A 22,618-nucleotide genomic window follows, 5' to 3' on the forward strand; every position below is an offset into this window, starting at 1 on the left:
GGCTCACGAACGACTAGCGGAACGGCGGGTGGACTGCACGACGCCGCCCACCCGTTCGACAAGGATCGCCATCTCGTATCCGATCTGACCGATATCGCACGACGTCTCGGCCAGCGTCGCCAGGTGTGACCCATCCCCGACGCGCATCAACAACAAGTAGCCGTTCTGCATCTCGACCACCGACTGCAGCACCTGACCGCCGTCAAACAGCTGCGCGGCACCGGTTGCGAGGCTGGCCAGCCCGGAGGCCACCGCGGCCAGTTGGTCGGCTCGTTCGCGGGGCAGCAGCTCGCTGGCGGCGATGGGCAGACCGTCGACGGACACCAGCAGGGCATGCGCCACCCCGGGGACCTCGCGGGCGAACTTCGTCACCAGCCAGTCCAGTGAGCTGCCTGCAGACGTCATTGCTCATCGGGTCCTTGACTCGAGTGGCGGGCGTGTGACCGTCCGCTGCGCACGCCGCCGAAGTGGTTACTGAACGAGGCGCGAACCGCCTCCGGGTCGCGGGCCGCGTGCAGCCCGCCGTTCGATCCTACGAGGGAATCGTCGGCGTCGGCCGCGCCGGGCACCAGCCGGGCTCCGGGCGTACGCACCGGCAGGCCGTGGTCGGCGGTGCGCTGTTCGACGGGCTTGTCGTCGGCCTCGGCGGCCAGCGACCAGCCGCGGTCCCACACCGACTGCCAGTCCAGGTCGGGGCTGTCGACCAGGTCGTGCGGGTCACCCATCATCTCCGAGAGCATCCGCCGATAGATCACGTCGTCCTTGGACGGGCCGGCCGCGGGAGGGCTCGGTCTAGGGGCCCGGGCAGGTGGCGGGGCCCCGGTCCCGCGCGACCGCGCGGCGAAGAACGCCGAGGTGTCCGATACCGCCGGGGCCGGCTTCGGGGTTGGCTTGGGAGTCGGCTGCGGGGTTGGCGCCTTGGGGCGTGGCTGGTTCTCGTTCTCCCACCACGCAGTGGCCAGTTCACGCCGGCGCTTGGGCAGCGGCGGCTGGGCGGCGGGTGCGGCGGGCACGTCGGTGATGCCGCTGGAGCCGGGGCTGCGGCGGGGCAGCAACGAGATCGGTGGCGCCTCGCCGGCGCCGTTGCCGGGAGTGGCCGCGACGGGGCGTTGACGCGTCGCGGGGTTGCCGTGGTCCGGCGCTGCGCTGGCCAGCTTGGCACTCGGCGACGAGACCGCCCGGATCCGTTCGCGCGGCTCCGCCGAGATTTCGGCCGGGCCGCCGGCGACGCCCTCCAGCACCGCCGGTGGCAGGTAGACCTCGGCGGTCGTGCCGGTGCCCGCCTCCCCGGTCGCCGGACCCCGCAGCCCGACCCGGATACCGTGCCGCGCGGCGATCCGCCCCACCACGAAAAGTCCCATGTGGCGGGCGTTCTCTGGAACGGGGTCGCGGGTGACCTCGCCGCCGGCCTGCAGACGCATGTTGGCCATCCGGCGATCGGAATCGTTCATGCCCAAGCCGGAGTCGGCGATCCGCAACACCACGCCGCCTTGAGGATCCAAGCCGCCGCGGGCCCCGGAGATCCGGACATACGTCGACGGCGGCGAGTAGCGCAGGGCGTTGTCGATCAGCTCGGCGAACAGATGGATCGCGCCACCGGCCGCCGCGCCGACCAGCATGCAGTCGGGCAACTCACCCAGCTCGACCCGGCGATAGTCCTCGACCTCGGAGACGGCCGCACTGATCACCGTCGACAGCGGAACCGGGTCGCGCTGGTCGCGGGCCAGCTGCGCACCGGCGAGCACCAGCAGGTTGGCGCTGTTGCGACGCAGCCGCGCCGCCAGGTGATCCAGCCGGAACAGGCTGTCCAGACGCTCCGGATCCTCTTCGTTGCGCTCCAGCCGGTCGATCAGCGACAGCTGCTGGTCGACCAGCGAGCGGCTGCGCCGCGACATCGTCTCGAACATGTCGTTGACCAGCAGTCGCAACCGCGCCTCATCACCGGCCAGCAGTAGCGCCTGGGTGTGCAGCTCGTCGACCGCGTGCGCGACCTGCCCGATCTCCTCGGTGGTGTATACCGGCAGCGGAGCCGGAATCGGTTCGGCCTCACCGGCTTTGACCCGGGCGATCTCCTCCTCGAGGTCGGTGTGGGCGACCTTGAGCGCGCCGTCGCGCAACACCCGCAGCGGCACCACCAGCGCGCGCGCCATCAGCAGCACGATGAGCAGTGCGATCACGATGGCGGCCAGCACCAGAACGCCGTCGACGATCGCGGAGTTGCGCCGATCGTCGGCCTGGGTGTGCACCGACTTCGTCACGGACGCGGTGGCGTCGGTGACGACTTGCTCGGCGATGGCGTCGGTGGCCTGGATCGAGCGCAGCAGGTCCGGGTTGTCGACGAGCACGGCGGCCGGATCGGACATGATCGCCATCCGGGTCACCATCTGCTGCTGCAGCGTCTTGGCTTCCTGCGAGCCGACACCGAGCACCTGGCTCATCCCGAACAGCGTGGACGGCTCGGTGCCGGCCAGGGTGATCATCGAGGTGCGCAACTGCGGCTCGGGCAGGTCGGCGCCGCGGGTCACCAGGATCTCCTGCATCGTCATCTGGCCGCGGGCCCCGACCGCCCGGCTCAAACCCTGTGCCTGCGCCCGGATCTGCTCGTCGTCCACCTGCACCGACGCGTTGATGACGTCCTCGGCCGTCAACAGCAGCGGCGCATAGGTGGTCACCCGGTCCCGCACCCCGATGCTGTTGTCGCTCACCTTGTCCAGCAGCGACTGACCGCCGCCCAGCAGCGTGCCCACTCCCGTGCGGACATCGGGAGTGACGTCGGTGTCCGCCAGCCGGGTCTGCAGCTCACCCTTGCGGGCGTCATAGTTCTTCTTCGCGCCCTCGATGTCGCGCCCGGTGGAGTTCGCCAACAGGGCGACGTCCAGTGCCGACATGTATTTGGTGAGTGCCGGCAGCAAGTCGGCGCGCGCGGCGGCCAACCGTAGGCCGCTGGAGCTCGACATGGCTGTGTTGACGCGCAGCCCGCCGAAAATCGCCGCCAGAGTAAGCGGGACCAGCACAATCGCCAGCACCTTCCACCCGACCGGCCAATTGCTGGGCGACCAGGCCGGCGGACGTTTCGCCGGTGCCGCCGCGCGGGACTTGGCCTGGGCCAACCCGGTGGGTGCCGCCCCGGGCGAACTGGCCGGGCGGTTGAACATCGTCATGTGGTACCGGCCGCTGCGCCGACACCGCGCATCGAAAGAAACGAGAGGCTCATGAACTTCCTGCTGTTATTCCGCTCCCCCCGCGCCACGACGCGCGAGCGGTAAACGCGTGGCAATTCGACGAGTATGACAGCCCGAGGCCCAGCTCACCAGAATCGTTACTGAGCAGATAGCCAGGGCCTACGCGGCCCGCAGGAGCGCGACGAGGAAGTCGGAGTCGTCGGTGAACGGTCGCAGATCCCAACTGGACAGCAGCACATCGGGAGCGAACCCGGCGGCCGCCGCGTGCTGAAGAAAATCGGCGAACTCGTAGTCGCGCCCGGCGCCGAATCCGATCACCGCTCGACCGTCGTCGGCGAGGTGGGCGCGTAGCCGCTTTAGCACCTGCCCGCGAGTACTCGGCGCGAGGAACGCCATCACGTTGCCGGCGGACACGATCACGTCGAAAGGTTCGGCGATGCCGCGCGCGGGCAAGTCCAGCTCGGCGAGATCGCCGACCAGCCACTGCGGGCCCGGATAGTCCTGCGCGGCCGCGGCGATCAGCGCCGGGTCAACGTCGACGCCGACGACCTGATGACCGACCGTGGCCAGATAGCCACCCACCCGTCCGGGGCCGCAGCCGGCGTCGAGGATGCGGGCGCCGCGGGGCACCATGGCGTCGATCATGCGGGCCTCGCCGACCAGATCCTTGCCGTCGCGGGCCATGGACCGGAAGCGCTCGATGTACCAGTCCGAGTGTCCCGGATCGGCCGCAACCTTGCGCATCCAGATGCTCTGCTCGACCATGCCGCAATTATCGCCGTGTGAAGATGGCCGTGTGTTCCGGCTGCTGTTCTACTCGCCGCGCATCGCACCCAACACGGGCAACGCCATCCGGACGGCCGCGGCCACCGGCGCCGAATTGCATCTGGTTGAGCCGATGGGCTTCGACCTCTCCGAATCCAAGGTGCGCCGCGCCGGATTGGACTACCACGACCTCGCCTCGGTCACCGTGCACGCGACGCTGCAGGCCGCGTGGGAGGTCTTGAGGCCGGCGCGGGTGTACGCGTTCACCGCGCATGCGCCGACATCGTTCGCCGACGTCGCCTATCAACCCGGTGATGTGCTGATGTTCGGTCCGGAACCCGACGGGCTGGACGCACAAACCCTGGCCGACAGCCACGTCACCGGCCAGGTACGCATCCCGATGCTGGCCGGCCGTCGGTCGCTGAACCTGTCCAATGCCGCGGCGATCGCAATCTACGAGGCCTGGCGCCAGCACGGCTATCCCGGCGCGGTGTAGCGATGAGTCCGGGGCCGGGCGCGAGTCAGCCTTGATATGCCCACCTTCATCACGATCGGATACGGCAACGAGGCCGGATACCGCCAATTGAGTGACGACCGTCGACGGGCCGCGCACACCCGCGATGACGAACTCAGTGCGTCCGGAGCGCTGATCGGTCGCGCCGGCGATCCCGTCCAGGTACGCAATCACGACGGCGCGGGGCCGAGCGTCGAGCCGGGCGCATTCCTGCGATCGACACTGCCGATCGCGGGGTTCGCGGTGATCGAGGCTGACGATCTCGACGCGGCGATCGAGCGGGTGAGCCAGACTCCGTGCGCGATGGCGTACGGGGTCGTCGAGGTCTGGCCGCTACAGCCCTGACTACCAGGTATTCCAGTGCGTCAAGGTCTCGCCCGGCAACCGCTTGGCCGGGCGGAAGTCGGTGCCTTTGGTGTAGGCGATCGGGAACAGCCCACCCTGGCTGAACTCCTCGTACGGGATGCCGAGCACCTCGGCGGCCTTGCGCTCGCCGTCGCCGAGCAGGTGCAGCGTCGTCCAGCAGGAGCCCAGCCCGCGGGAGCGCAGCGCCAGGCAGAAGCTCCAGACCGCCGGGAACAGCGACGCCCAGAACGAGACGCCGCCCAGTGGCGACTTGCCTTCGCGGCCCGCGATGCACGGGATCATCAGCACCGGCGCCTCGTGGATGTGCTCGGCGAGATACATCGCCGAGTCCACGACCTTGGGCATCCGCTCGCTGCGGGTGTCGCCTTCGCCGTAATCGGGTTTCGGCGCGGACAGGTAGGGCTGGGCGTGCGACAGGTAGATCTCGCCGATCGCCTTCTTCTTCTCGGCGTCCTCGACGAACACCCACTGCCAACCCTGCGAGTTGGAACCGGTCGGCGCCTGCAACGCCAGCTCGAGGCATTCCATCAGGACCTCGCGAGACACCGGCTTGTCGAAGTCGAGGCGCTTGCGTACCGAGCGGGTGGTGGTGAGGACTTCGTCGAACGACAAGTTGAGGGTCATAGGTGGAGGCTACATTCGGTTTCATGAGCGTCGAACTGACACAAGAAGTTTCCAGCAGGCTGACATCCGACAACTTTGGCTGGCTGACGACCGTCGCCAAATCGGGTCAGCCGGTCCCCCGGCTGATCTGGTTCTACTTCGACGGCGCGGAGCTGACGGTGTACTCCATGCCCCAGGCCGGCAAGGTCGCCCACATCGAGGCGCACCCGCAGGTGAGCCTGAACCTGGATTCCGACGGCAACGGCGGCGGCATCATCGTGATCGGGGGAATCGCGAGGGTCGATGCGGTCGACGTGAATTGTCGAGACGACGAGCCCTACTGGGCCAAGTACAGCGCGGCCGCGGAGCAGTTAGAGGCCGAGGGCATATCGATGGACGCGTTCAGCACGCGACTGAGGATCACGCCGACGAAGGTGTGGACGACGCCGACGGGCTGAGCCCGGGGTCGCTAGGGCGGAGGAGGCGGCCCGTCGGGCGGAATCGCGCCGCCAAAACCTCGCCGCCAGTGCACGTTCGGCGCGGGTCTCTGCGGGTCGCGGGATTTCTAGCGGAAGTCGCGCGACTTGGAGCCGACGGCCAGGGTGATGCGGCCCAACCGCTCGGCCACGACGGTGACTGCGCCGCTGGCATTTTGGACCTGACCGCGCACCAGCAGCGCCGGTGCCGTGTTCGCGAGCTTGCGGTGTCGCGCCCACACCCCGGGCGTGCAGAGCACGTTGACCATTCCGGTCTCGTCCTCGAGGTTGATGAACGTCACCCCCTGCGCCGTGGCGGGTCGCTGCCGATGGGTCACCGCACCGGCGATCAGCACGCGGTCGCCGTCGGGCACGTCGAGCAGCTCGTCGGCGGGCACCACCCCCATCGCGTTCAGGTCGGCCCGCAAGAACTGGGTCGGGTAGCTGTCCGGGGAGATACCGGTGGCCCACACGTCGGCGGCGGCCAGTTCCAGCTCGCTCATTCCGGGCAGCGCCGGGATGTGCGACGACGAACCCACGCCGGGCAACCGGTCCGGCCGTTGGGTGGCGGCGGCTCCGGCCGCCCACAACGCCTCGCGCCGCGATGTCCCGAAGCAGCCCAGCGCCCCGGCCGTCGCCAGCGCTTCGGTCTGCGGCACCGAGAGCTGCAACCGGGTGGTCAGGTCAAGCAGAGATATGAACGCGCCGTTGGCTTTTCGCTCCTGGACCAGTTGTTCGGCGAGGTCGTCGCCGATATGACGGACCGCACCCAGCCCGAGGCGGACCTCGGTGCCGGCGTTTTCCAGCGTGGCGTGCGCCAGGCTGGCGTTGACGTCCGGGCCGTGCACCAGCACGCCGTGTCGGCGCGCATCGGCCACCAGCGACTGCGGTGAATAGAACCCCATCGGTTGGGCACGCAGCAGCGCGGCACAGAACGCGGCCGGGTGGTGCAGCTTGTACCACGACGAGTAGAACACCAGCGACGCGAAGGACAGCGCATGACTTTCCGGAAAGCCGAAATTGGCGAACGCTTCCAGCTTTTCATAGGTCCGGTCGATCACCTCGTCGGTGGCGCCGTGCAATGCGCGCATGCCCTCGTAGAACCTGCCACGCAGCCGTTGCATCCGCTCGGTCGAACGCTTGGACCCCATGGCGCGGCGCAGCTGATCGGCCTCGGCGGCCGAGAAGCCGGCGCAGTCGACCGCGAGCTGCATCAGCTGCTCCTGAAAAAGCGGCACTCCCAGCGTCTTTCGCAGCGCCGGCTCCATGGACGGATGATCGTAGACCACCGGGTCGATGCCGTTGCGCCGCCGGATGTAGGGGTGCACCGACCCGCCCTGGATGGGCCCGGGCCGGATCAGTGCGACCTCGACCACCAGGTCGTAGAAGATCCGCGGCCGCAGCCTGGGCAGGGTGGCCATCTGTGCGCGCGACTCCACCTGGAACACCCCGACGGAATCGGCGCGCTGCAGCATCTCGTACACGCCCGCCTCGGAGAGATCGAGGCGGGCCAGGTCGACCTCGATGCCTTTGTGTTCGGCCACCAGGTCTTTCGCGTAGTGCAGCGCCGAGAGCATACCCAGACCGAGTAGGTCGAACTTCACCAAACCGATGGCCGCACAGTCGTCCTTGTCCCATTGCAGGACGCTGCGATTCTCCATCCGCGCCCACTCCACCGGGCACACGTCGGCGATCGGGCGGTCGCAGATCACCATGCCGCCGGAGTGAATGCCCATGTGCCGCGGCAGGTTCCGGATCTGGATTGCCAGGTCGATCACCTGTTCCGGGATGTCCTCGATGTCGGACGAGTCGGCAAGCCCGTTCCAGTGGCTGATCTGCTTGCTCCAGGCGTCCTGCTGTCCCTGCGAGTAACCCAGGGCGCGCGCCATGTCGCGCACCGCGATCTTGCTTCGGTAGGTGATGACGTTGGCAACCTGGGCGGCATAGTCGCGGCCGTATTTGTCGTAGACGTACTGGATGACCTTTTCGCGCTGATCCGACTCGATGTCCATGTCGATGTCGGGCGGCCCGTCGCGGGCCGGTGATAAGAAACGCTCGAACAACAACTCGTTGACCACCGGATCGACCGCGGTGACACCCAGGGCGTAACAGACCGCGGAGTTGGCCGCCGATCCCCTGCCCTGGCACAGGATGTTGTTGCACCGGCAGAACCGGGCTATATCGTGCACCACCAGGAAATAGCCCGGAAACCTCAGTTGGGCAATGACTTTCAACTCATGCTCGATCTGGGCGTAGGCGCGCGGCGCGCTCTCGGGGAGCCCGTAGCGGTCGCGTGCGCCCGCCATCACCAACTGCCGCAACCAGCTGTCCTCGGTGTATCCGTCTGGCACGTCGAACGGTGGCAGCGAAGGCGCGATCAATGCCAGCCCGAACGCGCACTGCTCGCCGAGTTCGGCCGCGGCGGTCACCACCTCGGGCCGCCGCGCGAACAGCCGGGCCATCTCCTCGCCGGACCGCAGGTGTGAGCCACCCAGCGGAGCCAGCCATCCGGCGGCCGATTCCAGTGACTGCCGGGCCCGGATCGCGCCCATCGCCATGGCCAGCCGCCGGCGCGACGGGTGAGCGAAATGTGCTGCGGTGGTCGCGACGACGCCGACCCCGAACCGCGGCGCCATCCCCGCCAATGTCGCGTTGCGTTCGTCGTCGAGCGGCTGGCCGTGATGGGTCAACTCGATGCTGACCCGGCCCGCGCCGAAGCGGTCCACCAGGTCGGCCAGCGCCGCCGCCGCGGCGTCCGGCCCGCCATCGGAAAGCGCTTGGCGGACATGGCCTTTACGGCATCCCGTCAGGATGTGCCAATGCCCGCCCGCGGCTTCGGTCAGCGTGTCGATGTCGAAGCGCAGCTTGCCCTTCGCACCGCCGGCCAGATGCGCCGCGGCCAGCTGCCGCGACAGCCGCCGGTAACCCTCCGGGCCGCGGGCCAGCACCAGCAGGTGCGGGCCGGGTGGATCCGGGTTCTCGGTACGAGCGCCGGGCCCCAAAGACAGCTCGGCACCGAACACGGTGCGTATGTCGAGTTCGGCGGCGGCCTCGGCGAACCGCACCGCCCCGTACAAACCGTTGTGGTCGGTCAGCGCCAGCGCCCGCAGATCCAGCCGGGCGGCCTCCTCGACCAACTCCTCGGGCGTGCTGGCGCCGTCCAGAAAGCTGTATGCCGAATGCGCGTGCAGCTCGGCATACGAAACGGAATGAGCGGCCGACGGACGGGCCGTGCGGCCACCGTCCGGTGGTCGATAGGCCGGACGCTTGTGCGAGAAGGGGGCCTCATGCGCCGGGCCGGATGGGGTGGGCGCGCCGGCATGGCGCGGCTTGCCGTCGAGCAGCCGCTCGAGTTCCGCCCAGCTCCGCGGCTCATTGCTAAAACCCACACGCACAGTGTATCGAACGCATGTTCGATTTAGTGCGGGGTTGTTAAAGCGGTTGTTAAACGGGTCTTCAACTTCTAAACACAGTCTTAACGGACTGGGATCTACCGCGACGGGGGCGTGGCGACCGATACTGGTACGGGGCAACTAGGGCGGGAACTGAAAATGGTACAGCTGACCACGGCATTGGATTCGGGCTTTCGCACTGCGGCGGACCCTGACCGGCAGGCAAGTACGGCGACGGGCGCGGTCGCCATCGTCGACGGCGCCGTTCCGAACCTGGGACGCCTCAAAGCGCTTCTGGCAGAACGCATTCAGTCGATACCGCGATGCACCCAGGTGTTGCGGACACATCCGTTCAGCGGTACCCAGCACTGGACCGACGATCCGGGTTTCGACCTCGCCCATCACCTGCGCCGGGTCGCGGTTCCCCGCCCCGGCGATGAAGCCGACCTGTCTCGAGCCATCGCCCACGCCCTGGAACGCCCCGTCGAACTGGACCGGCCGCTGTGGGAGTGCTGGGTCATCGAGGGACTGAGCGGCAAGTGGGCGATCCTGATGAAGGTTCACCACCACCTTGCCGACGCCACGCCAGCGGCCCACCTGCTCACCAGGCTGTGCGACGACGCCGACAACGAGATATTCGCCAACCACGTTGTACCCGAGGATGATTCGACCCCAGCCCCGAAGCGGGGCTGGGCCGAGACGCTCTGGCGAGCCTCGACCGCCGCAACCACCGTCACCAGCACGCTGGCCGAGACGGTCTGGTCGGCGGCCCGTGCTTCGTCGGCCGGCCCGGCGGTCACGATGCGGCGCTACAGCACGGTGCGCGTTCCCCTCGCCGCCGTCGACGCGGTCTGCGGCAAGTTCCGGGTGAGCACCAACGACGTCGCGCTCGCCGCCATCACCGAGGGCTTCCGGACCGTACTGCTACACCGCGGCGAACAACCGCGCGCGGGTTCGTTGCGCACCCTGGAGAAGACGTATCTGCCTGTCGAGCATGACGATCCGGTGCAACGCCTGCGAATTGTGCACAGCAGCTTGAACCAGCCGGCGCCCGTGCGGCAATCCACCAGCATCGTGGATCTGGCAACCAGTTCCATGCCATTCACCTTGTGCGCCAAGGCAGTTCGATTGGTGATGAGCCGACTCCCACAACCTGGCATCGTGACGCTGGCCACCAATGCGCCGGGGCCTCGGTACCGGTTGGGGCTGATGGGCGCAACCGTGGAACGCCTGCTGCCGATCCCGCCGACGGCTTCGCAGCTGTCCAGCGGAGTCGCGGTGCTGAGCTACGGCGACGAGCTGATCTTCGGGATCACCGCCGATTACGACGCCGCCCCCGAACTCCAGCAGCTCGCCAGCGGCATCGAACGCGAGATGGCGCGACTGACGGCACTGAGCCAAGACTCCGTCCTGCTGTTCACCAAGGATCGCCGTAAGCGCCGGGCCGGCACGCTGCGGGGCGGCGTGCCCCGCGCGCACCCGACCGCGCGAGCGCGACACTGACCCGACCCGAGCGGCATTGATCACCGTGAGAGGGTTGATCGGTGCCATCGGTCACCATCGACCCGCGCCGCCACGACGCGGTGCTGTTTGAGCGAGACGTCGACTCCGCGCCGGTAGCGCGACTGCGCGAGGCCGGGGTGCGCGTCGCCCTGGGCGTTGAGGACCCGGCCGCGACCGCCGACCGGCTGGGCGTGCGGGCGGGCCGCAGTGTGGTCGTCGCGGCCAGCGACACGGTGGCCACGGCCGCGCGCGATGCCGGATTCGCTTTGGTGATCGGTGCGCAGGACCTGGGTGATGTCACGGTCCGCACCGGGGACCTGCGGATGTCGCAGCTGCCCGACGCGTCGCAGCTGCTTGGCGAGGACCTCGCGGCCCGGCGCCCGGCGGCGTTCTTCGACTTCGACGGCACGCTCTCGGACATCGTCAACGATCCGGACTCGGCGCAGCTGGTCGCCGGTGCGGCCGACGCGCTGCAGCGGTTGGCCGCGCGCTGCCCGGTCGCGATCCTGTCCGGCCGCGACCTCGCCGACGTCACGGCACGCGTCGGCCTGCCGGGTCTCTGGTATGCCGGCAGCCATGGATTCGAACTGACCGCGCCCGACGGAACGCATCACCAAAACGACGCCGCGGCCGCGGCCATACCGGTGCTGGAATCCGCGGCCGCTCAGCTGCGCGAGCGGCTCGGGTCGATTCCGGGGGTCAGGGTGGAGCACAAGCGGTTTGGCGTTGCCGTGCACTATCGCAACGCGGCGCGAGATCGCGTCGGCGAGGTGACGGCAGTGGTGCGCGCCGCGGGTCAGCGCGAGGCGCTTCGGGTGACCACCGGCCGTGAGGTCATCGAGCTACGCCCGGACATCGACTGGGACAAGGGCAAGACGCTGCACTGGGTCCTCGAGCACCTGGACGGATCGGCGGGCCTGACACCGATCTTTTTCGGCGACGACATCACCGACGAGGACGCGTTCGACGCGGTGCACCCGGACGGAATCCCAATCCTGGTGCGGCACAACGACGACGGCGACCGGGCTACCGCCGCGCAGTTCGCGCTGGACAGCCCGGCCGCCGCGGCCGACTTCGTCGATCGCCTGGCGCGCCAGTTGGCCGCCGCCCGCTAGCTCTGCGCGTATTCGACCGCGCCGTCGTCGAGCACGACTCGTCCCGCCTCGGCGCCCTGCGCACCCGAAGCCGTGGTGCGAAAGACCGCCTTGCCCGGCTCGGTGCGCCAGATCAGCGTGGTCAACGTCTCGCCGGGAAACACCGGCGAGCTGAAGCGCGCGTCGATCGAGGTGATGTTCGCGGCCTGCCCGCCGCCGAGCTCAGCGACCAGCGCGCGGCCCGCCACCCCATAGCTGCACAGCCCGTGCAGGATCGGCTTGGGGAAACCGGCCAACTCCCGGGCGAACCACGGGTCGCTGTGCAGCGGGTTGCGGTCACCGGAGAGCCGGTAGATCAGCGCCTGGTCCTCGCGGGTGGGCAGGGCCCGGGTGATGTCGGGCTCGCGATCCGGGAATTCCGGCGCGAGGGGGCGCTGACCCGGTTGCCCACCGAACCCGCCCGCGCCGCGGACCACAAAGGTGGTCGACGTTTCGGCGATCAGCTCCTGAGTATCCGGGTCGGTGCCGCGGCCACGCAGCATCACCACCGCGTTCTTGCCCTCGCCCTTGTCCTGAATGTCGGTGACCTCGGTGACCACCGACAACTTGCCCGCCGGGGGCAGCGGCGCGTGCAGCCGGATCCCTTGCGAACCGTGTAGCAGCATCGCCCAGTTGAAATCTCCGATCTTGCCCGCCGCCCCGAACGCCGGGCAGCAGATCACCGCGTAGGTGGGCAGCACCTGCTGGGTGATCTCGTGGCTGTTCTCGGTGGTGAACGACAGGTCGTCGAGCCCCGCGCCGACGCCGAGGGCGTAGAGCAGGGTGTCCCGGTCGGTCCAGTCGAACAACTTCGGCTCGGTCACCGCACCGACAGCACTCGGGTCAATCGCCATGCGAGTCTCCTCTCGACTACCAGATTCACGCTTTTGCGCACTCAACCATTGCAAACCCTTCCCCATGGGGCAGTCGGCAGGGCAGGCTATCGACATGGCCACGCGCAGCATGATCGGAAAGGCCTTCTGGAAAACAGGGGCCGTACTCGCGGCAACGCTCATCGTCGGTGCCTGCGGGGGGTCGACGCAGGCGCGCGCCATCACGTTGACGTTCATCCGAAACGCCCAGACCCAAGCCGATGCCGACGGCGTCATCAACACCGACCCCCCCGGCTCCGGCCTCACCGCCGAGGGCAGGGGCCAGGCCCAACAGCTGGCCCACCAGAGCGGCCGCAACGACTTCGACGCCGTTTACGCTTCCGCGATGGCCGAGGCACAGCAGACTGCCGGGCCGTTGGCCAGTGAACTCGGTAAGCAGGTGGAGGTCCTGAGCGGCGTACAGGCGCTGGGTGCCGGCTGGTACAACGGCAAACCTCAATCGATGGCGGCTACGACGTACATGTTGGCGCCGGCGGACTGGATCAACGGCGACATCGCGGACAGCATCCCGGGATCGGTGAGCGGCACGCAGTTCAACAACGAGTTCACCGCCGCGGTGAACAAGGTTTACAACAGCGGCCACAGCAAGCCGGTCGTCTTCTCCCAGGGCGCCGCGATCATGGCGTGGACGCTGATGAACGCCCGCAACGGCAAGAGCAGCCTGTTGAGCACCCATCCGCTGCCGAACGTCGGCCGCGTGGTGCTCACCGGAAACCCGACGGACGGGTGGACGCTGGTCGAGTGGGACGGCATCCGCAGCTTCAGCTGATCCCCGCTACCATGACCCCATGCGGTATGTCGTTACCGGCGGTACCGGGTTTATTGGTCGCCGCGTCGTAGCTCGCCTGTTGGACACTCGGCCCGACGCCGACGTCTGGGTTTTGGTCCGGCCCCAGTCGCTGGGACGCTTCGAACGCCTCGCTGCACGGTGGGGTGAACGCGCCAAACCGCTGGTCGGTGAGCTGCCGGAGCTGAGGCTGACCGATGAGCGGTTGGCCGAGCTGGGCCGGGTCGACCATCTCGTGCACTGCGCGGCGATCTACGACGTCACGGCCGGCGAGGCCGAACAGCGCGCCGCCAACGTCGAGGGCACCCGCGCCGTGATCGAGCTGGCGCGACGCCTGGACGCGACGCTTCACCACGTGTCGTCGATCGCCGTGGCGGGAGACTTCGACGGCGAGTACACCGAAGACGACTTCGACGTCGGCCAGCTGCTGCCCACCCCGTACCACCAGACGAAGTTCGAGGCCGAATTGCTGGTCCGGTCGCAACCCGGGCTGCGCTACCGCATCTACCGGCCGGCCGTCGTGGTCGGCGACTCACGCACCGGCGAGATGGACAAGATCGACGGCCCGTACTACTTCTTCGGCGTGCTGTCCAAGCTGGCCGTCTTGCCGTCGTTGACCCCGATCATGCTGCCCGACACCGGGCGCACCAACATCGTCCCGGTCGACTACGTCGTCGACGCGCTCGTCGCCCTGATGCACGTCGACGGCTCCGATGGGCAAACTTTCCACCTGACCTCGCCGAAAACCATTGGGCTGCGCGGTATTTACCGTGGCGTCGCCAAAACCGCCGGACTGCCCGCGCTGCGCGGCTCGCTGCCCCGCTCGGTGGCTGCACCGGTGCTGAAGGCCAGCGGGCGAGTCAAGCGGGTACGCAACATGGCGGCCACCCAGCTCGGGATTCCGGCCGAGGTGCTGGATCTCGTCGACCTGATCCCCACGTTTGTCAGCGATAAGACGCAAAATGCATTGCACGGCACCGGGATTGAAGTGCCCGAGTTCGCCGGTTACGCACCCAAGCTGTGGCGGTACTGGGCCGAGCATCTCGATCCCGACCGCGCCCGCCGCGACGCCCCGGACGGTCCCCTGCAGGGGCGGCACGTGATCATCACCGGCGCATCCAGTGGCATCGGCCGGGCATCGGCGATCGCGGTTGCCGAACGGGGCGCCACGGTGTTCGCGCTGGCGCGCAACGGCTCCGCACTCGACGAGCTGGTCGCCGAGATCCGCGCGAACGGCGGTCAGGCCCATGCCTTCACCTGCGATGTCACCGATTCGATATCGGTGGAGCACACTGTCAAGGACATCCTGGGCCGCTTCGGTCATGTCGATTACCTGGTGAACAACGCGGGCCGTTCGATCCGCCGTTCGGTGGTCAACTCCACCGATCGCCTGCACGACTACGAGCGGGTGATGGCGGTCAACTACTTCGGCGCCGTCCGCATGGTGCTGGCGCTGCTACCGCATTGGCGGGAGCGCCGATTCGGCCATGTCGTCAACGTCTCCAGCGCGGGCGTGCTGGCCCGCAACCCCAAGTACAGCTCGTATCTGCCGACCAAGGCCGCACTGGACGCGTTTTCCGACGTGGTTGCCTCGGAGACGCTGTCCGACCACATCACGTTTACCAATATCCATATGCCGCTGGTCAAGACGCCGATGATCGTGCCCTCCCAGCGGCTCAACCCGGTGCCGCCGATCAGCCCTGAGCGGGCGGCCGCGATGGTGGTGCGCGGACTGGTCGAGAAGCCGGCACGCATCGACACACCACTGGGCACCCTGGCCGAGGCCGGCAACTACCTGTTGCCTAGGACGTCGCGGCGAATTCTGCACCAGGTCTATCTGGGTTACCCCGATTCGGCTGCCGCGCTGGGAGTTTCGCCGGCAGACGGCGCTGCGCGGAAAAGGCGGCCCAAACGCCCGGTGCGCGCCGTCGGCCGCATCGGGGTCCCCCGACCGGTCCGCAAGGCAGTCCGCCTGGTGCCCGGGGTTCATTGGTGACCCAATCCTGGCCGGTGTTCGCCGACGTCGACACCGGCGTCGATGACGCGCTGGCCTTGATCTACCTGCTGGCCAGCCCGGACGCCGATTTGGTCGGCATCGCGTCGACCGGGGGAAATGTTGGCGTACAACAGGTTTGCGCGAACAACCTCGGCCTTCTCGAGCTGTGCCAAGCCACCGGCGTCCCGGTGTCGAAGGGCGCCGACGAAGCACTGGCCGGCCCGCTGCGCACCCCATCCAAAGTCCATGGCCCGCGCGGCCTGGGGTATGCCGACGTGCCACCGAGCAACGCGGCGCTGACCGACTACGACTCGGCCACCGCCTGGGTGCGCGCGGCGCAGGCGTTCCCCGGCGAGCTGATCGGCGTGGCGACCGGTCCGCTGACCAATCTGGCGCTGGCGCTGCGCGCCGAGCCCGCACTGCCAACACTGTTGCGCCGGTTGGTCATCATGGGTGGCTCCTACGACCACATCGGTAACACCACCGCGGTGGCGGAATGGAACATCAGCGTGGACCCCGAGGCGGCCGCCGAGGTGTTCGCGGCCTGGTCCAGCGAAAACCTTGGACCGCAGCAGCTTCCGATCCTGTGTGGCCTGGATCTGACACGCAACGTCGCGATCACACCGGAAGTCCTGGCGAGATTTGCCGACGCCGCGGGATCGACGTCGACGATGATGAGCGTGGACGACCGCCGGGGCACCCGATCGACGGCGTCCAATCCGGTGATCCGAGTGATCGAAGACGCGCTGCGGTTCTACCTCGAGGGTTATTACGACAACGGGCACGGATACCTGGCACATCTGCACGACCCCTTGGCCGCGGCGGTCGCGCTGGATCCTGAACTCATCGCGACCCGCTCGGGGCGGGTGGACATCGAGCTCGCCGGCACCCTGACCCGCGGCATGACGGTCACGGACTGGCGCCGAGAACCTAACGCGCGCATCGGCGTTGGCGTCGATCCGGCGGCATTCTTCGACCGGTTCATCGAACGTGTGGGGCCCTTCGCGCGGCGGCTCGCCCCCTAAGGGGCCCGGCTGCCGGCTTCCGTTGACAGAACCCGCCCAGCAACGCTGGAATAGGTGGATATCTACGCGGGGTTGCGTTAGTCAACACTGGGAGGACTTCGCGATGACAGAGCTGGTAACGGGGAAGGCACTACCAAACGTAGTGGTCACCGGCATTGCCATGACAACCTCGGTGGCTACCGACGCCGAGAACACTTGGAAGTTGTTGCTGGACAGCCAAAGCGGTATCCGCACGCTTGAGGACTCGTTTGTCGAGCACTATGACCTGCCGGTACGCATCGGCGGCCACCTGTTGGAGGATTTCGACCACGGTTTGACACGTGCCGAGCGCCACCGAATGGGCTGGCTGCCGAAGATGACCACGGTTTTGAGCCGCCGGCTGTGGGAGAACGCCGGATCGCCCGAGGTCGACCCCAACCGATTGCTGGTGTCCGTCGGGACCGGCCTGGGCTCGGCCGAGCAAATAGTGTTCAGCTACGACGACATCCGCGCCCGCGGCATGCAGGGGGTTTCGCCGCTGGCGGTGGCGAAGTACATGCCCAACGCCCCCGCCGCGGCGATCGGGCTGGAACGACACGCCAGGGCCGGGGTGCTCACCCCGATCTCGGCGTGCGCATCCGGCTCCGAAGGCATCGCGCAGGCCTGGCGCAGTATCGTCCTCGGCGAGGCCGATATCGCCATCTGCGGCGGTGTCGAGGTCAAGATCGAAGCGGTCGCGATCGCGGCGTTCGGCCAGATGCGCATCGTGTTGTCGACGAAGAACGACGACCCGCCCGGGGCGTGCCGCCCGTTCGATCGGGACCGGACCGGCATCGTGTTCGGCGAGGCCGGCGCGCTGATGGTCATCGAAACCGAGGAGCACGCCAAGGCCCGGGGCGCCAACATCCTGGCCCGGATCATGGGCGCCAGCATCACCTCGGACGGCTTCCACATGGTGGCGCCGGACCCCAATGGCGCACGCGCCGGGCATGCGATGAGCAGGGCGATTCAGCTGGCAGGGCTGACTCCCGGCGACATCGACCACGTCAATGCGCACGCCACCGGCACCCTGGTCGGCGACCTGGCCGAGGCCAAGGCCATCAACAACGCGCTGGGCAGCAACAAAGCGGCCGTGTACGCGCCGAAGGCCGCGCTGGGCCACTCGGTGGGGGCGGTCGGCGCGGTGGAGTCGATTCTGACCGTGCTGGCGCTGCGGGATCAGGTGATCCCGCCGACCCTGAACCTGGAAAACCTGGACCCCGAGATCGACCTGGATGTGGTGGCGGGCAAGCCGCGGCCCGGCAATTACCGGTACGCGCTCAACAACTCGTTCGGCTTCGGTGGCCACAACGTCGCCGTGGCCTTCGGCCGGTACTGACACCCCCTACTCGTAGCTTCCTTCGAGGTACCACCGCCGCTGGCGATAGCACAGCAGCAATGCCCGCCCACTTTCCAGCAACACCTGGGCGCGGGCGGTGCGGCCCGGCGATCGGTCCGGATCCCACCACCGCTCGTCGACCGGCCACGGCCCGGCCCACCAGCGCAGCGGGTCGTCGCTGCCGCGGGAGACCAGGCGCACCGGGTCAGCGGAGAACATCCCCCGGGCGGTCACCCGTATCAAATTCCCTTGGGCGTCAAGCAATTCCACCGGATCGTCGAGCAGTACCGCCGGCGACGGGTCCGGCAGCTGACCGGGCCACGGCAACCCCGGGTCGGCATCCGGAACCGGCTCGTCACCCAGCGGAGTCAGCGTGATGCGTTCGGCGGGTCCGCGGCCTCCGGACAGCACCGGCACCCGCACCGCTTCCGGCCCGAGCAGGCCCTGCACCCGCACCAGGGCGCGGCGGGCCCGCTGCCGGTCCTCCTCACCGAGGCCGCCCCATAACGGCAGCTGCAGCGCCTCGGCGGACACCACCTCCACCGCCTGCAGCCGCAGCGATGTCACCGGCGCCGTCGGGCGAGGATTGCGGGCGGTCCGGCTGCTCAACCACCCGTCCAGTTGCCAGCGCACCCGATCGGCGGTGGCGTCCTCGGTCAACGGCTCGGCGCACCGCCATACCCGGTTCAGTTCTTCGCCGTTGGCGGTGACGGCGTGAATGGACAGCCGGGTGCACCCCACTCCGGCGGACATCAGCATCTGGTGCAGCGTGCCGGCCAGCGAGCGTCCGGCGAATGCCGCGGCATCGACCCGGTCGATCGGGGGATCGCAATCCAGCACGGCCTCGAGTTCGGCCGGTGGCTCCCGCGCGGACGGGCCTCGCTCGGGCTCGCCGCGGGCGAACCGGTGTGCGCTGCACCCGTCGGCGCCGAACCGGGAAGCCACGTCGGTCGCCGACAGTGCGGCGAACTGACCGATGGTGCGAATCCCCAACCGCCACAACAGATCCGTGAGCTCCTCTCGCCCCGGACCGGACAGGCTAGGCTCGGTGGCCAGCTGCCGGATAGACAGCACCGACAGGAACTTCGCATCGCCGCCGGGCGCCACGACACGACCCGCCCGGGCGGCGAAGACCGCGGTGGACAGCTGGTCGGCAATCCCGACCTGACACTCGGCCCCGGCTGCGGCCACCGCGTCGATCAGCCTTTCGGCGGCCTGTTGTTCGGACCCGAAATAGCGGGCCGCTCCGCGCACCGGCAACACCAGCAGACCGGGGCGCAGCACCTCGGCACGAGGCACCAGGTCGTCGACCGCCGCAATCACCCCCTCGAAAAAGCGGGCGTCGCGGTCGGCGTCGGCGCTGGCGACGTGCAGTTGCGGGCAACGGGCCGCGGCCTCGCGGCGTCGCAACCCTCGCCGCACTCCGGCCGCACGCGCAGCCGACGAGCAGGCGATCACCCGATTGGCCAGGGTGACCGCGATCGGGGTCGTCATGGATACCTCCGCCGCTGCTGCCGCCGCGACCGCCGGCCAGTCCATGCACCAAATGGCCAGCACCCGGGAAGACATTCGAACTCACCCGGCTCGCGTCCGGCTGCCGGTCACCCGTCTCCCCGCGCACACCCCACTGACCTGCAGCCGCACTCCGCTGATGCGTCCGAATCCGCAAACCGGGGCGTCGCGGTGACCTGCCGTGATCTCATAGCCGCTGACCCGGGCCTTCAGCCGGGTCGGCGCCCCCTGCCAGTCGCCGTCGGTGACCAGCAGGGTGCAGCCCTTGAGGCGGGCGCGAGCCACCACCGCCCGCGCCCGGGTCAGCGGCACCCGCCGCCCACCCAGTCCGAGCACCACCAGATCCATGCCGTCGATGAGCACCGCGGCCACTTCCACCGGATCGGTCCCGGGGTCTGGTATCACCGCGAGCCGGCTCAGATCCGCCCCCATCTCCACCGCGGCCAGCAGCCCGATATCCGGCTGACCGACGATGGCCGCGTTTCCCCCGGCCGCCGTCACCGCGGCGACCATGCTCAGCAGCAGCGACCGCGCTCCCGACAGCACCGCCACCGACCCCCGGGGTAGTTGCGCGGGGAGCGCCTCGGCCAGCCACTGCGGGACCGGCAGCCGGGACTCCGATTCGGGCAGCAGGCTATCGGGGCGGGCGGCGGGCCTCTCGGGCGCTTTCCCGGACAACACCGCCATCTGCCGGCGTAGCGATTCGAGCTGTTCCGCACGATCCAGGTCGGAGGCGACAGCCGCCGTCATATAGCCTCCTACCAGCAGTTCCTCGATAATATTCGAATGTATGTTCGATTAATTCGAGTAAACACCCACCCTCCGACAACCGTCAAGAAACGGGAGAGGCTGCTTATGCGGTCGGTGCTGTTGTGGCTTCTGGTGCTCATTTGTGGCGCCATCGTGGTGCCCCCGCCGGCTCGAAGCGAGGTCGGGAGCTGTCAACCGGCTGAATTCTTCGCCGCCGATAACGGTGATCCCTTTTTCGAGCCGGAGGCCGATCTGACGTTCGCCCTCAATGGCGTGACGGTCACCGCGTCCAAGCCGCTCGACGGGGTGTACTGGTCCGACGCGCAGCAGCGAATCACCCTGGAGCGTTCGCATGAATTCCAGCTGTGCGGCACCGAGGACGCCCTGCACACCGCCGCCGAGGCACTGCGCCGTCAATTCGACCAGGAATCGGTGCTGTCCTTCGACTACCTGCCACAGACCGCACCGCAGGAGGACGCGCTCATGATCACCGTGCCGGATGTCGACATCGAGCGGCTCGCCACCGCGCTGGCGGCCGATCTTTCCGCCCGCGACCGGTTGCGCGGCGGATCCGTCACCGCGACCGACCACACCCTGGTTCTGATCGCCGCAAACGACGACCGCGACCTCGCCCGCCGACTCGTCAATGCGGCCGGCGGCAACTGGCAAGCAGCTGATATTGCTTACGGCAGAAGAGAATTCGTGAAGTAGCCGCGCGAAAAACTACTCCCACTCGATGGTGCCGGGCGGCTTGCTGGTGATGTCCAGCACCACGCGGTTGACCTCGCGGACCTCGTTGGTGATCCGGGTCGAGATGCGTTCCAGTACCTCGTAGGGCACCCGGGTCCAGTCCGCGGTCATGGCGTCCTCGCTGGACACCGGCCGCAGCACGATCGGGTGACCGTAGGTGCGGCCGTCGCCCTGCACACCCACCGAGCGCACCTCGCCCAGCAACACCACCGGGCACTGCCAGATCAGGTTATCCAGGCCCGCGGCGGTCAGCTCCTCGCGGGCGATCGAGTCGGCACGCCGCAGCGTGTCCAGCCGCTGCGCGGTGACCTCGCCGATGATCCGGATACCCAGTCCTGGACCCGGAAAGGGCTGGCGCCCAACGATTTCCTCTGGCAGACCGAGCTCCCGGCCGACCGCGCGCACCTCGTCCTTGAACAGCAACCGCAATGGCTCGACGAGTTTGAACTTCAGGTCGTCGGGCAGACCGCCAACGTTGTGGTGGCTCTTGATGTTCGCGGTCCCGCTGCCCCCGCCGGACTCCACCACGTCCGGATACAGCGTGCCCTGCACCAGGAAGTCGACTTCAGAATCGGTGTCGCCCACAATGTCTCGCACCGCGCCCTCGAAGGCCCGGATGAACTGGCGGCCGATGATCTTGCGCTTGCCCTCGGGGTTGGTCACCCCCGACAGCGCCTCGAGGAAGGTGTCGGCCGCGTCGACGGTCACCAGGTTGGCGCCGGTGGCGGCGACGAAATCGCGCTGCACCTGCGCGCGCTCGCCGGCACGCAACAGCCCATGGTCGACGAAGACGCAGGTCAGCCGGTCCCCGATGGCGCGCTGCACCAGTGCGGCGGCCACCGCGGAATCCACCCCGCCGGACAGCCCGCAGATCGCATGGCCGTCGCCGATCTGGGCCCGTACCTGTTCGGTCAGCGCATCGGCGATGTTGGCGGCCGTCCACTGCGCGCCGAGCCCGGCGAAGTCGTGCAGAAAACGGCTGAGCACCTGTTGCCCGTGCGGGCTGTGCATCACCTCGGGGTGGTACTGCACCCCGGCCAGGCGTCGGGCCCGGTTCTCGAAGCCGGCGACCGGCGCGCCCGGGCTGCTGGCCACCACATCGAACCCCTCGGGCGCGGCCGTGACCGCGTCACCGTGGCTCATCCAGACCGGCTGTGCCGCTGGCAGTCCCGAATGTAATTCTCCCCCAAGCACTTTCAGCTCAGTGCGACCGTATTCACTGGTACCGGTATGGGCGACCGTCCCGCCCAGCGTTTGTGCCATCGCCTGAAACCCGTAGCAGATGCCGAACACCGGCACGCCCAGGTCGAACACCGCAGGGTCCAGTTGCGGGGCGCCTTCGGTATACACACTGGCCGGCCCGCCGGAGAGCACCAGCGCCAAGGGATCCTTGGCCTTGATCTCCTCGATCGAGGCGGTGTGCGGGATGACCTCGGAAAAGACCCGCGCTTCCCGGACGCGACGGGCGATCAACTGCGCATACTGCGCGCCGAAGTCGACGACCAATACCGGTCGGGTCGGGGGTCGGACTTCGCCAAGATCGGGGTCGAGGTCAGCAGGTTCAGCCACGGTCACGAGTCTAGTGTTCGCGTGTGAGGCCGGGGGCTTGGCCAC

At 68.5% G+C, this 22,618-nt stretch carries 19 protein-coding genes; 10 read left to right on the forward strand and 9 right to left on the reverse strand.

The window, feature by feature from the left end:
- Window positions 1-3: 3 nt before the first annotated feature.
- From AAHS21_RS00060 to AAHS21_RS00070, 3 genes are all read right to left on the reverse strand, one after another.
- Window positions 4-405, reverse strand: a complete 402-nt coding sequence (locus AAHS21_RS00060) for a serine protease inhibitor (protein WP_342925722.1) — start codon at window positions 403-405, stop codon at window positions 4-6.
- Window positions 402-3,161 (reverse strand): ATP-binding protein, encoded by a 2,760-nt coding sequence (locus AAHS21_RS00065; protein ID WP_342925723.1) that lies wholly within the window; start codon window positions 3,159-3,161, stop codon window positions 402-404. Before AAHS21_RS00065 ends, AAHS21_RS00060 begins: the two co-directional genes overlap by 4 nt.
- A gap of 180 nt (window positions 3,162-3,341) precedes the next feature.
- On the reverse strand, window positions 3,342-3,947 hold the full coding sequence (locus tag AAHS21_RS00070; RefSeq protein WP_342925724.1) for a class I SAM-dependent methyltransferase: 606 nt from the start codon (window positions 3,945-3,947) through the stop codon (window positions 3,342-3,344).
- Window positions 3,948-3,978: 31 nt separating this feature from the next.
- On the opposite strand from AAHS21_RS00070, the gene AAHS21_RS00075 reads away from it, so the two are divergent.
- Window positions 3,979-4,443, forward strand: a complete 465-nt coding sequence (locus AAHS21_RS00075) for a tRNA (cytidine(34)-2'-O)-methyltransferase (RefSeq protein ID WP_342925725.1) — start codon at window positions 3,979-3,981, stop codon at window positions 4,441-4,443.
- Window positions 4,444-4,479: 36 nt separating this feature from the next.
- Entirely contained in the window at window positions 4,480-4,806 is a 327-nt protein-coding gene (locus tag AAHS21_RS00080) for a YciI family protein (RefSeq protein ID WP_342925726.1), read from the forward strand.
- On the opposite strand, the gene AAHS21_RS00085 is transcribed toward AAHS21_RS00080, so the two are convergent.
- Window positions 4,807-5,451, reverse strand: a complete 645-nt coding sequence (locus AAHS21_RS00085; protein ID WP_342925727.1) for a nitroreductase family protein — start codon at window positions 5,449-5,451, stop codon at window positions 4,807-4,809. It abuts the gene before it with no gap.
- Window positions 5,452-5,474: 23 nt separating this feature from the next.
- On the opposite strand from AAHS21_RS00085, the gene AAHS21_RS00090 reads away from it, so the two are divergent.
- Window positions 5,475-5,888, forward strand: coding sequence for a TIGR03667 family PPOX class F420-dependent oxidoreductase (locus AAHS21_RS00090; RefSeq protein WP_342925728.1), 414 nt, complete (start codon window positions 5,475-5,477; stop codon window positions 5,886-5,888).
- A gap of 107 nt (window positions 5,889-5,995) precedes the next feature.
- On the opposite strand, the gene AAHS21_RS00095 is transcribed toward AAHS21_RS00090, so the two are convergent.
- Window positions 5,996-9,295 (reverse strand): error-prone DNA polymerase, encoded by a 3,300-nt coding sequence (locus AAHS21_RS00095; RefSeq protein WP_342925729.1) that lies wholly within the window; start codon window positions 9,293-9,295, stop codon window positions 5,996-5,998.
- Between the two features lie 162 nt (window positions 9,296-9,457).
- Here AAHS21_RS00095 and AAHS21_RS00100 point away from each other — a divergent pair, with 162 nt between their 5' ends.
- Both AAHS21_RS00100 and otsB read left to right on the forward strand, forming a co-directional pair.
- The gene (locus AAHS21_RS00100; RefSeq protein WP_342925730.1) at window positions 9,458-10,801 is read left to right on the forward strand and encodes a wax ester/triacylglycerol synthase domain-containing protein; all 1,344 of its coding nucleotides are present in this window, start codon (window positions 9,458-9,460) and stop codon (window positions 10,799-10,801) included.
- Window positions 10,802-10,842: 41 nt separating this feature from the next.
- Window positions 10,843-11,916, forward strand: a complete 1,074-nt coding sequence (otsB, locus tag AAHS21_RS00105) for a trehalose-phosphatase (RefSeq protein ID WP_342925731.1) — start codon at window positions 10,843-10,845, stop codon at window positions 11,914-11,916.
- Here the strand turns inward: otsB and AAHS21_RS00110 are convergent.
- Window positions 11,913-12,788, reverse strand: a complete 876-nt coding sequence (locus AAHS21_RS00110) for a MaoC/PaaZ C-terminal domain-containing protein (RefSeq protein ID WP_342925732.1) — start codon at window positions 12,786-12,788, stop codon at window positions 11,913-11,915. The two genes, otsB and AAHS21_RS00110, sit on opposite strands and share 4 nt — an antisense overlap.
- A 94-nt stretch (window positions 12,789-12,882) precedes the next feature.
- Here AAHS21_RS00110 and AAHS21_RS00115 point away from each other — a divergent pair, with 94 nt between their 5' ends.
- The 4 genes from AAHS21_RS00115 to kasB all read left to right on the forward strand — a co-directional run bounded on the left by AAHS21_RS00115 (window position 12,883) and on the right by kasB (window position 17,992).
- Window positions 12,883-13,596, forward strand: coding sequence for a histidine phosphatase family protein (locus AAHS21_RS00115; RefSeq protein ID WP_342925733.1), 714 nt, complete (start codon window positions 12,883-12,885; stop codon window positions 13,594-13,596).
- A 19-nt stretch (window positions 13,597-13,615) separates the two neighbouring features.
- On the forward strand, window positions 13,616-15,610 hold the full coding sequence (locus tag AAHS21_RS00120) for an SDR family oxidoreductase (RefSeq protein ID WP_342925734.1): 1,995 nt from the start codon (window positions 13,616-13,618) through the stop codon (window positions 15,608-15,610).
- Window positions 15,607-16,635 carry a nucleoside hydrolase gene (locus tag AAHS21_RS00125; protein ID WP_342925735.1) on the forward strand — a complete coding sequence of 343 codons (1,029 nt, stop codon included), beginning with the start codon at window positions 15,607-15,609 and terminating at the stop codon, window positions 16,633-16,635. The genes AAHS21_RS00120 and AAHS21_RS00125 overlap by 4 nt, the downstream gene beginning before the upstream one ends.
- Window positions 16,636-16,738: 103 nt before the next feature.
- The gene (kasB, locus tag AAHS21_RS00130; RefSeq protein ID WP_342925736.1) at window positions 16,739-17,992 is read left to right on the forward strand and encodes a 3-oxoacyl-ACP synthase KasB; all 1,254 of its coding nucleotides are present in this window, start codon (window positions 16,739-16,741) and stop codon (window positions 17,990-17,992) included.
- Between the two features lie 6 nt (window positions 17,993-17,998).
- On the opposite strand, the gene AAHS21_RS00135 is transcribed toward kasB, so the two are convergent.
- Both AAHS21_RS00135 and AAHS21_RS00140 read right to left on the reverse strand, forming a co-directional pair.
- A complete protein-coding gene (locus AAHS21_RS00135; protein ID WP_342925737.1) occupies window positions 17,999-19,561 on the reverse strand; it encodes a DNA polymerase Y family protein in 1,563 nt (520 codons plus the stop codon).
- Between the two features lie 6 nt (window positions 19,562-19,567).
- Entirely contained in the window at window positions 19,568-20,254 is a 687-nt protein-coding gene (locus tag AAHS21_RS00140; RefSeq protein WP_342925738.1) for a hypothetical protein, read from the reverse strand.
- A gap of 105 nt (window positions 20,255-20,359) precedes the next feature.
- On the opposite strand from AAHS21_RS00140, the gene AAHS21_RS00145 reads away from it, so the two are divergent.
- Window positions 20,360-20,965 (forward strand): hypothetical protein, encoded by a 606-nt coding sequence (locus AAHS21_RS00145; protein WP_342925739.1) that lies wholly within the window; start codon window positions 20,360-20,362, stop codon window positions 20,963-20,965.
- Between the two features lie 12 nt (window positions 20,966-20,977).
- On the opposite strand, the gene guaA is transcribed toward AAHS21_RS00145, so the two are convergent.
- A complete protein-coding gene (gene guaA / locus AAHS21_RS00150; protein ID WP_342925740.1) occupies window positions 20,978-22,573 on the reverse strand; it encodes a glutamine-hydrolyzing GMP synthase in 1,596 nt (531 codons plus the stop codon).
- Window positions 22,574-22,618 lie beyond the last annotated feature (45 nt).

Origin of the sequence: Mycobacterium sp. 050272 (assembly GCF_039023525.1) — a bacterium.
Classification (GTDB): domain Bacteria; phylum Actinomycetota; class Actinomycetes; order Mycobacteriales; family Mycobacteriaceae; genus Mycobacterium.

Coding starts and splice junctions, on each gene's coding strand:
- AAHS21_RS00060 (WP_342925722.1), bottom strand. CDS start 405: ATGACGTCTGCAGGCAGCTCACTGGACTGGCTGGTGACGAAGTTCGCC.
- AAHS21_RS00065 (WP_342925723.1), bottom strand. CDS start 3,161: ATGACGATGTTCAACCGCCCGGCCAGTTCGCCCGGGGCGGCACCCACC.
- AAHS21_RS00070 (WP_342925724.1), bottom strand. CDS start 3,947: ATGGTCGAGCAGAGCATCTGGATGCGCAAGGTTGCGGCCGATCCGGGA.
- AAHS21_RS00080 (WP_342925726.1), top strand. CDS start 4,480: ATGCCCACCTTCATCACGATCGGATACGGCAACGAGGCCGGATACCGC.
- AAHS21_RS00085 (WP_342925727.1), bottom strand. CDS start 5,451: ATGACCCTCAACTTGTCGTTCGACGAAGTCCTCACCACCACCCGCTCG.
- AAHS21_RS00090 (WP_342925728.1), top strand. CDS start 5,475: ATGAGCGTCGAACTGACACAAGAAGTTTCCAGCAGGCTGACATCCGAC.
- AAHS21_RS00100 (WP_342925730.1), top strand. CDS start 9,458: ATGGTACAGCTGACCACGGCATTGGATTCGGGCTTTCGCACTGCGGCG.
- AAHS21_RS00110 (WP_342925732.1), bottom strand. CDS start 12,788: ATGGCGATTGACCCGAGTGCTGTCGGTGCGGTGACCGAGCCGAAGTTG.
- AAHS21_RS00115 (WP_342925733.1), top strand. CDS start 12,883: ATGGCCACGCGCAGCATGATCGGAAAGGCCTTCTGGAAAACAGGGGCC.
- AAHS21_RS00120 (WP_342925734.1), top strand. CDS start 13,616: ATGCGGTATGTCGTTACCGGCGGTACCGGGTTTATTGGTCGCCGCGTC.
- kasB (WP_342925736.1), top strand. CDS start 16,739: ATGACAGAGCTGGTAACGGGGAAGGCACTACCAAACGTAGTGGTCACC.
- AAHS21_RS00135 (WP_342925737.1), bottom strand. CDS start 19,561: ATGTCTTCCCGGGTGCTGGCCATTTGGTGCATGGACTGGCCGGCGGTC.
- AAHS21_RS00140 (WP_342925738.1), bottom strand. CDS start 20,254: ATGACGGCGGCTGTCGCCTCCGACCTGGATCGTGCGGAACAGCTCGAA.
- AAHS21_RS00145 (WP_342925739.1), top strand. CDS start 20,360: ATGCGGTCGGTGCTGTTGTGGCTTCTGGTGCTCATTTGTGGCGCCATC.